Raw genomic sequence first — 8881 nt, 5'->3', positions numbered from 1 at the left:
TGCCGTTACGCACCACCCCGTCAGTAGCTGAACAGGAGGGACAGCTGATAGAAACAGAAGCCACTGGAGCACCTCAAAAACACCATCATACACTAAATCAGTAAGTTGGCAGCATCACCCAAACGCAGTATCGATACTATTTCGCAGGGCATAGAAGCGCGTGTGCGCATTTGTATTAATCAGCTGCTTTATACGCCCAAACACACCGCACGCTTGTTACAGGTGCTGAAAAAGCAGTTTCCTACCTGCCAGATTACCGTCACCACCGAAGTGTATAACGGCGTCTGGGATGCGATTATTAATAATCAGGCCAATATCGCCATCGGCGCACCCGATACACTACTGGACGGCGGCGGTATTGATTACACTGAAATTGGCGCGATTCGCTGGGCTTTTGCTATCGCCCCGGATCACCCGTTAGCCTTTGTGCCGGAACCCATCGCCGAAAGCCAACTGCGTCTCTACCCTAATATTATGGTGGAGGACACCGCGCATACGATTAATAAAAAAGTGGGCTGGTTGCTGCACGGGCAGGAGTCAATTCTGGTGCCAGATTTCAACACCAAATGTCAGTGCCAGATTTTAGGTGAAGGAATTGGTTTTTTGCCGGATTACATGGTCCGTGAGGCGATGACGCAATCCCTGCTGGTTACCCGACAAATCCATAATCCGCGCCAGGATTCGCGCATGTTACTGGCGACTCAGCATTCTGCTACGGGTCAGGTGACGCAGTGGATTAAAAAACAATTTGCGCCAAATGGCATATTAACGGGGATCTATCAGGATTTACTGCATCGGGAGAATTAATCGCTGCCAACCTCCCGATGCGCTGTGAATAGCGGTTTACATCAACCACCTGCTTTCATTACCCATTCAGAGATAAATTTATTACCCGGTACTGGCGGAGAGTACAAATAGCCCTGCAAAAAGTGAACGCCTTTACCGATCATTAAATCCGCCTGCTCCTGGGTTTCTACCCCTTCCGCCACGATACTCAGACCAGGCTTACGCGCTAGTTCGACAATATTGTCCACAATATGACCGGAGATTTCGTCGACACTCGCCATTTGCACAAATGACTTATCGATCTTAATAAAATCGACCGGGAACGCCTGCAAGTAACGATAGGTCGCATAACCCGTACCAAAGTCATCCAGCGCAAAGGTAATGTTGTGCTGATGAAGGCTGTCAAATATCGCTCTGGCTTCTGGCGTTACCGGAATAGGGTTACGTTCCGTTAGCTCGAGAACCAGCTTGATTTTATCGTTACCTAATTTATTAACCAGGTTCAGACACTCTTTTTCAAATCCCGCTGCCAAAAAACAACCCGCCGAGACGTTGATGCCAATATGGAAATTGTCCGGCAGCAAATGTTTTACCGGCATCAGAATATCCGCAGTCTGTTTCATCAGTTGGCGGGTCATTATGACAATAAGACCGGATGACTCCGCCAGAGGAATAAACTGATCCGGTGGGATAATTCCCGTTTGTGGATGTTCCCAGCGGACAAGCACCTCACAGCCCGTCAGTACCCCAGTCTGCGCGCAGAAAACCGGTTGGATCCACGGTTTGAATTCGTGGTTTTCCAACGCCAGACTGATGGCTTCAGGCGTGACGATATGGTGATAGTGATTATCATTAATATATCTGTGACTATTACTCCCCGTGGCGGATATGATCTCCGGATTGTACTGAAAGAAAATATCGCGCCAGAAAGTAATATCGCTCTGAATCCCCAGTTTCTCAAAGAGCTGTTTCTTTTGATGTGAAATTGTCTTTGCACTGCGATTTCTGTACTGTGATATTTCTGTTACAGACATTCCCTGCATCAGCAGCTTGAGTAGCAGTCGTTCTTTCTCGGATACGCTACCAGGCAATGACAAATGAACCGTTGTACCGAACTCTTGCAGAAAAACACGAAAATCACATGAATTCATGAACACACCTTTATCTTTTATCGCTGTTCAGTATGAGTGATTACCTGTCGATTCCTGAGCACACATAAGGGGTAACCATAAACATCAGCGATGCCATACGTATAACATCCCACATCACTATCAAGAAGATTATCTTTACCTCTGATGCTCGCTCAAAAACAGTTACGCTAAATACCTTAAAAAGGTAATCACAAGTCAAACTCAGGAGATAATCACGCAAGAATGCAATATTAAAATTCAGATACTCATTTTTGGTAATAAAGAAGTAGTTGGACTATTTCAATATTTATAATTTCCCACTACATACTGGCATCCATTCATGAGCAAAGGCGCATTATATGAATTTAACAATCCAGATCAACTGAAAATACCTCTCCCTCATAAACACATAGCGTCAACATTCAATGACATAATGAGTAAAGATGTTGGTTATGCATACGTATCATTACTCTATGCCTGTCCCTTAAAAACCCACTCATTAAGACTGAATCCATTCAGCAAATGATAACCAATATTATAGCAATGCCAATAAAAACAATATTTAAAACATTCAATAAAATATCACACACAGATAATTAAACCTTAAATAACAAATGGTTGCGTTAATTTCAGTTGATTTACGATACACATTTCTCATGAATAATGCGTCATTTCAAATGATCAGCAATATTTACATTAAATAAGACTAAACTTATTGAACATTCGCAACAGCCCAAATGTAGGTTTTGGGCTGCAATAGTTCTTTTCTTTTTTATTATCTGTTGTCTGGTAATCATCAATAGATACTAAGGGCTTAACCGTATAGATATAACGTATCAAGAGGTAGGAGAAACAGCGCCATATGCAGACATGGCGCGGTTTTATGCAATAACAATCACGCGTCCGGGAACATCACGCTATGGCCCGGCGCTTCACGATGGAGATGAATAAAGTTAAGGTGCCGCTCGTACTGGTCAAGAATATCGGTGATCACCTGCTCTTTGCTGTAGTCCATCAGGTCGTTGCCCTGGCTGCCTTCTAACAGGAAGGTTTCCAGCCGGTAGTAGGTCGATTTACCGCTGCGTGCGCGGTAGGTAAAGCCCGGCACCGAATATTGCTGCGGCCAAATCTGATAGACAAAGTTTTGCTCTTCGCCCATATGCACCAACAAATCCAGATGACCCAACTGCTGTCCCTCTTCCGGTGGCAGGCTTTTTAGCTCCACGTACGCGCCGCGCAACCGCAACTCCTGCGCCACTTCTTCCATTGCCGGGTAACAGACCGTCTCCATCATCTGTTTAGTGTAACGCGTGCCCGGATAATTCATCAGGCGCGAGAGACGTTTTTTCCAGCTCAGGCGATCCTGAAGCCCCAGCGGTCGCGGTGCGGTATCGCGGTTGGCACTTTCACGGCGGTAATCTTCTACCTTCAGAGATTTATACAACCCCGCCATCACGAAGAAGATCACAAAGCTGAACGGCAGCCCCATAATCACCGTGGTGTTTTGCAGCGCGGATATCCCGTTAGTCATCAGCATGCCGAGCGTCAGCAGGCCAATCGCCACCGACCAGAAGACGCGCAGCCAGCCGGGGGCGTCGCTGTTGATATCTTTAAGCTGCGAGGTGAAATTCCCCAGCACCAGCGCCCCGGAGTCCGCCGAGGTCACATAAAACAGCAGGCCAGTAATGGTGGCGACGGAGGCGCTAAAGGTAAACGCCGGATACTGCGCCAGCAGGCTGTAGAAGCCGCGCTCCGGATGGACCATCGCTTCCTCGGCAAATGCCGCGCCGCCGTGGATGATTTCATACAGCGCGCTATTGCCGAACACCGAGAGCCATAACAGCGTGAAGGTAAACGGAATAATCAACGTGCCCAGCACGAACTGGCGAATGGTACGCCCACGCGAGATACGCGCCAGGAACAAGCCGACAAACGGCGACCATGCCACCCACCATGCCCAGAAGAAGAGCGTCCAGTTATTCATCCACTCAACCGGACGGTCGAAGGCAAAACTGTTGAGCGTCATGCCCATAAAGCGATTCACATAGTCGCCAACATTCAGCACCAGTGCATTAAGCAGGAACGAAGTGTCGCCCATAAACAATACGAACAGGATCAATCCCAGCGCCAGCGCGACATTAAGCTCCGATAACACGCGAATGCCCTTATCGACACCGGAGGTGACAGAGATCGTGGCGATTATCACCGACAAGGCGATCAGTGCCGCTTTCGCCGCCATCGAATCGGGAATATCAAACAGTACGCTCAAGCCATAGTTAAGCTGCACCACACCGATACCGAGCGTAGTGGCAATACCGAAGATAGTGCCGATCACCGCTGCAATATCCACTGAGTGACCTATCGGCCCGTTAATCCGTTTACCGAAGATCGGGTACAGCGCCGAGCGGATGGTGAGCGGCAAATTATAACGATAGCTAAAGTATCCGAGCGCCATGCCCATCAGCGCATACATCGACCAGCCGGTTAAGCCGTAGTGAAACAGCGTCCAGACCATCGCCTGACGCGCGGCCTCAATCGTCTGTCCCGCGCCTTCCGGCGGCTGCATATACTGCGTTACCGGTTCGGCTACGGAGAAGAACATCAGGTCGATACCGATCCCGGCAGCAAACAGCATCGCCGCCCAACTCAGCAGGCTGAATTCCGGTTTGGATTGTTCTGGCCCGAGCTTCACCGAACCAAAACGCGAACAAGCGATACAGACCACAAAGACAATATAGAGCGTTGCCGCCAGCAGATAGTACCAACCGAAGGTTTTAGAAACCCAGTCCAGCGTGCGGCCAATCCACAGGGCCGAGAAGTCGCGAAACAGGATCGTTGTCAGGGAAAACAACAAAATCAGTCCGGCGGAGGTGTAAAACACCACCGGATTGATTTTGTCCTTTTCCCTGCTGTGTGAAAGGTCTGTCATCCAGTATCCCCACTGTTATTGTTACTATTTAAAATCAAATTCGTAACAATTAAGACACATTTTATATTGAACGTCCAATCAATAACCGCTTTAATAGATAAACACCGCTGATGAATGGAGTGGCGAAAATGCCCAAATTGGGGATGCAGTCGATCCGGCGCAGACAACTGATCGACGCCACACTGGAAGCAATAAATGAAGTGGGCATGCACGATGCAACGATCGCGCAGATCGCCCGCCGTGCAGGCGTTTCTACGGGGATCATCAGCCACTATTTCAGGGACAAAAATGGTCTGCTGGAAGCAACCATGCGCGATATCACCAGTCAGCTGCGTGACGCGGTTTTGAATCGATTACATGCACTTCCGCAGGGCAGTGCAGAGCAGCGATTACAGGCGATTGTTGGCGGAAACTTCGATGAAACGCAGGTGAGCAGTGCGGCGATGAAAGCCTGGCTGGCGTTCTGGGCCAGCAGTATGCATCAGCCGATGCTCTATCGTTTACAGCAGGTCAGCAGCCGCCGCTTGCTGTCGAATCTGGTGAGCGAGTTTCGTCGCGAATTGCCGCGCGAACAGGCACAGGAAGCGGGCTACGGCCTGGCCGCGCTGATTGATGGATTATGGCTGCGCGCGGCTCTGAGCGGCAAACCGCTGGATAAAACCCGCGCTAATTCCCTGACCCGCCACTTTATCACTCAGCATCTACCCACCGATTAACCGAGGAGACGTGATGTCCCGAATGGCAGAACAGCAGCTTTATATACATGGTGGTTATACCTCCGCCACCAGCGGTCGCACCTTCGAGACCATTAACCCGGCCAACGGTAACGTGCTGGCGACCGTGCAGGCCGCCGGGCGCGAGGATGTCGATCGCGCCGTGAAAAGCGCCCAGCAGGGGCAAAAAATCTGGGCGTCGATGACCGCCATGGAGCGCTCGCGTATTCTGCGTCGGGCCGTTGATATTCTGCGTGAACGCAATGACGAACTCGCAAAACTGGAAACCCTCGACACCGGAAAAGCATATTCGGAAACCTCAACCGTCGATATCGTTACCGGTGCGGACGTGCTGGAGTACTACGCCGGGCTGATCCCGGCGCTGGAAGGCAGCCAGATCCCGTTGCGTGAAACGTCCTTTGTGTATACCCGCCGCGAACCGCTGGGCGTAGTGGCAGGGATTGGCGCATGGAACTACCCGATCCAGATTGCCCTGTGGAAATCCGCCCCGGCGCTGGCGGCAGGCAACGCAATGATTTTGAAACCGAGCGAAGTTACCCCGCTTACCGCGTTAAAGCTGGCTGAAATTTACAGCGAAGCGGGCCTGCCGGACGGCGTATTTAACGTGTTGCCGGGCGTGGGCGCGGAGACCGGGCAATATCTGACCGAGCATCCGGGCATTGCCAAAGTGTCATTTACCGGCGGTGTCGCCAGCGGCAAAAAAGTGATGGCTAACTCGGCGGCCTCTTCCCTGAAAGAAGTGACCATGGAACTGGGCGGTAAATCACCGCTGATCGTTTTCGATGATGCGGATCTCGATCTCGCCGCCGATATCGCCATGATGGCAAACTTCTTCAGCTCCGGTCAGGTGTGTACCAATGGCACCCGCGTCTTCGTTCCGGCGAAATGCAAAGCCGCATTTGAGCAGAAAATTCTGGCGCGCGTTGAGCGCATTCGCGCGGGCGACGTTTTCGATCCGCAAACTAACTTCGGCCCGCTGGTCAGCTTCCCGCATCGCGATAACGTGCTGCGCTATATCGCCAAAGGCAAAGAGGAAGGCGCGCGCGTACTGTGCGGCGGCGATGTACTGAAAGGCGATGGCTTCGATAACGGCGCATGGGTTGCACCGACAGTGTTCACCGATTGCAGCGACGATATGACCATCGTGCGTGAAGAGATCTTCGGGCCAGTGATGTCCATTCTGACCTACGAGTCGGAAGACGAAGTCATTCGCCGCGCTAACGATACCGACTACGGCCTGGCGGCGGGCATCGTGACAGCGGACCTGAACCGCGCGCATCGCGTCATTCATCAGCTGGAAGCGGGTATTTGCTGGATCAACACCTGGGGCGAATCCCCGGCAGAGATGCCCGTTGGCGGCTACAAACACTCCGGCATTGGTCGCGAGAACGGCGTGATGACGCTCCAGAGTTACACCCAGGTGAAGTCCATCCAGGTTGAGATGGCTAAATTCCAGTCCATATTCTAACCAGGAGGTTTATTTGCAATTTGACTACATCATTATTGGTGCCGGCTCAGCCGGCAACGTTCTCGCTACCCGTCTGACTGAAGATCCGAATACCTCCGTGCTGCTGCTTGAAGCGGGCGGCCCGGACTATCGCTTTGACTTCCGCACCCAGATGCCCGCTGCCCTGGCATTCCCGCTACAGGGTAAACGCTACAACTGGGCCTATGAAACGGAACCTGAACCGTTTATGAATAACCGCCGCATGGAGTGCGGACGCGGTAAAGGTCTGGGTGGATCGTCGCTGATCAACGGCATGTGCTACATCCGTGGCAATGCGCTGGATCTCGATAACTGGGCGCAAGAACCCGGTCTGGAGAACTGGAGCTACCTCGACTGCCTGCCCTACTACCGCAAGGCCGAGACTCGCGATATGGGTGAAAACGACTATCACGGCGGTGATGGCCCGGTGAGCGTCACTACCTCCAAACCCGGCGTCAATCCGCTGTTTGAAGCGATGATTGAAGCGGGCGTGCAGGCGGGCTACCCGCGCACGGACGATCTCAACGGTTATCAGCAGGAAGGTTTTGGTCCGATGGATCGCACCGTCACGCCGCAGGGCCGTCGCGCCAGCACCGCGCGTGGCTATCTCGATCAGGCCAAATCGCGTCCTAACCTGACCATTCGTACTCACGCTATGACCGATCACATCATTTTTGACGGCAAACGCGCGGTGGGCGTCGAATGGCTGGAAGGCGACAGCACCATCCCAACCCGCGCAACGGCCAACAAAGAAGTGCTGTTATGTGCAGGCGCGATTGCCTCACCGCAGATCCTGCAACGCTCCGGCGTCGGCAACGCTGAACTGCTGGCGGAGTTTGATATTCCGCTGGTGCATGAATTACCCGGCGTCGGCGAAAATCTTCAGGATCATCTGGAGATGTATCTGCAATATGAGTGCAAAGAACCGGTTTCCCTCTACCCTGCCCTGCAGTGGTGGAACCAGCCGAAAATCGGTGCGGAGTGGCTGTTTGGCGGCACTGGCGTTGGTGCCAGCAACCACTTTGAAGCAGGTGGATTTATTCGCAGCCGTGAGGAATTTGCGTGGCCGAATATTCAGTACCATTTCCTGCCAGTAGCGATTAACTATAACGGCTCGAATGCAGTGAAAGAGCACGGTTTCCAGTGCCACGTCGGCTCAATGCGCTCGCCAAGCCGTGGGCATGTGCGGATTAAATCCCGCGACCCGCACCAGCATCCGGCGATTCTGTTTAACTACATGTCGCACGAGCAGGACTGGCAGGAGTTCCGCGACGCAATTCGCATCACCCGCGAGATCATGCATCAACCCGCGCTGGATCAGTATCGTGGCCGCGAAATCAGCCCCGGTGTCGAATGCCAGACGGATGAACAGCTCGATGAGTTCGTGCGTAACCACGCCGAAACCGCCTTCCATCCGTGCGGTACCTGCAAAATGGGTTACGACGAGATGTCCGTGGTTGACGGCGAAGGCCGCGTACACGGGTTAGAAGGCCTGCGTGTGGTGGATGCGTCGATTATGCCGCAGATTATCACCGGGAATTTGAACGCCACGACAATTATGATTGGCGAGAAAATAGCGGATATGATTCGTGGACAGGAAGCGCTGCCGAGGAGCACGGCGGGATATTTTGTGGCAAATGGGATGCCGGTGAGAGCGAAAAAATGAGTCGTGATGTGAACTAACGCAGGAACCGATCAGATTGAGAGTTACCGTTCCAGAGAGGGGGACCGAATCCTTATATAAACACTGAGGTAACTCTCATGCTTCATATCCAGTATTCATGATGCGGGCTTTTTGCTGATATTTAACCCGAAC

General features: G+C 52.0%; 7 protein-coding genes and 1 pseudogene. 4 read left to right on the top strand and 4 right to left on the bottom strand.

The features are described 5' to 3' along the window. On the bottom strand, window positions 1–64 hold a 64-nt coding region (locus K0778_RS14915; RefSeq protein ID WP_001676991.1), incomplete at its 3' end, for an IS1 family transposase. Between the two features lie 56 nt (window positions 65–120). On the opposite strand from K0778_RS14915, the pseudogene K0778_RS14910 reads away from it, so the two are divergent. Beyond that, a pseudogene (locus tag K0778_RS14910) lies at window positions 121–807 on the top strand (LysR substrate-binding domain-containing protein); the annotation flags it as partial. Between the two features lie 41 nt (window positions 808–848). Here the strand turns inward: K0778_RS14910 and pdeL are convergent. The 3 genes from pdeL to betT form a co-directional block, all read right to left on the bottom strand. Continuing rightward, on the bottom strand, window positions 849–1937 hold the full coding sequence (gene pdeL / locus K0778_RS14905) for a DNA-binding transcriptional activator/c-di-GMP phosphodiesterase PdeL (protein ID WP_001301264.1): 1089 nt from the start codon (window positions 1935–1937) through the stop codon (window positions 849–851). Window positions 1938–2431: 494 nt separating this feature from the next. Further along, window positions 2432–2506, bottom strand: coding sequence for a protein YahV (locus tag K0778_RS14900; RefSeq protein WP_120795374.1), 75 nt, complete (start codon window positions 2504–2506; stop codon window positions 2432–2434). Window positions 2507–2811: 305 nt separating this feature from the next. Continuing rightward, window positions 2812–4845 carry a choline BCCT transporter BetT gene (betT, locus tag K0778_RS14895; protein WP_000131044.1) on the bottom strand — a complete coding sequence of 678 codons (2034 nt, stop codon included), beginning with the start codon at window positions 4843–4845 and terminating at the stop codon, window positions 2812–2814. Window positions 4846–4973: 128 nt separating this feature from the next. Here betT and betI point away from each other — a divergent pair, with 128 nt between their 5' ends. From betI to betA, 3 genes are read left to right on the top strand one after another with little or no spacing between them, the layout of a single operon-like run. Then, window positions 4974–5561, top strand: a complete 588-nt coding sequence (betI, locus tag K0778_RS14890) for a transcriptional regulator BetI (protein ID WP_001335745.1) — start codon at window positions 4974–4976, stop codon at window positions 5559–5561. A gap of 13 nt (window positions 5562–5574) precedes the next feature. Beyond that, complete coding sequence (gene betB / locus K0778_RS14885) at window positions 5575–7047, top strand: betaine-aldehyde dehydrogenase (RefSeq protein WP_063084587.1); 1473 nt, start codon at window positions 5575–5577, stop codon at window positions 7045–7047. A 13-nt stretch (window positions 7048–7060) separates the two neighbouring features. Then, window positions 7061–8731, top strand: a complete 1671-nt coding sequence (betA, locus tag K0778_RS14880; protein ID WP_001159094.1) for a choline dehydrogenase — start codon at window positions 7061–7063, stop codon at window positions 8729–8731. Window positions 8732–8881 lie beyond the last annotated feature (150 nt).

The organism is Escherichia sp. XD33 (genome assembly GCF_019375075.1).
GTDB classification, from domain to species: Bacteria; Pseudomonadota; Gammaproteobacteria; order Enterobacterales; family Enterobacteriaceae; genus Enterobacter; species Enterobacter flexneri_A.
Note: the sequence above shows the minus strand (reverse complement) of the source record. Positions and strands in the feature narration are given on the sequence as shown.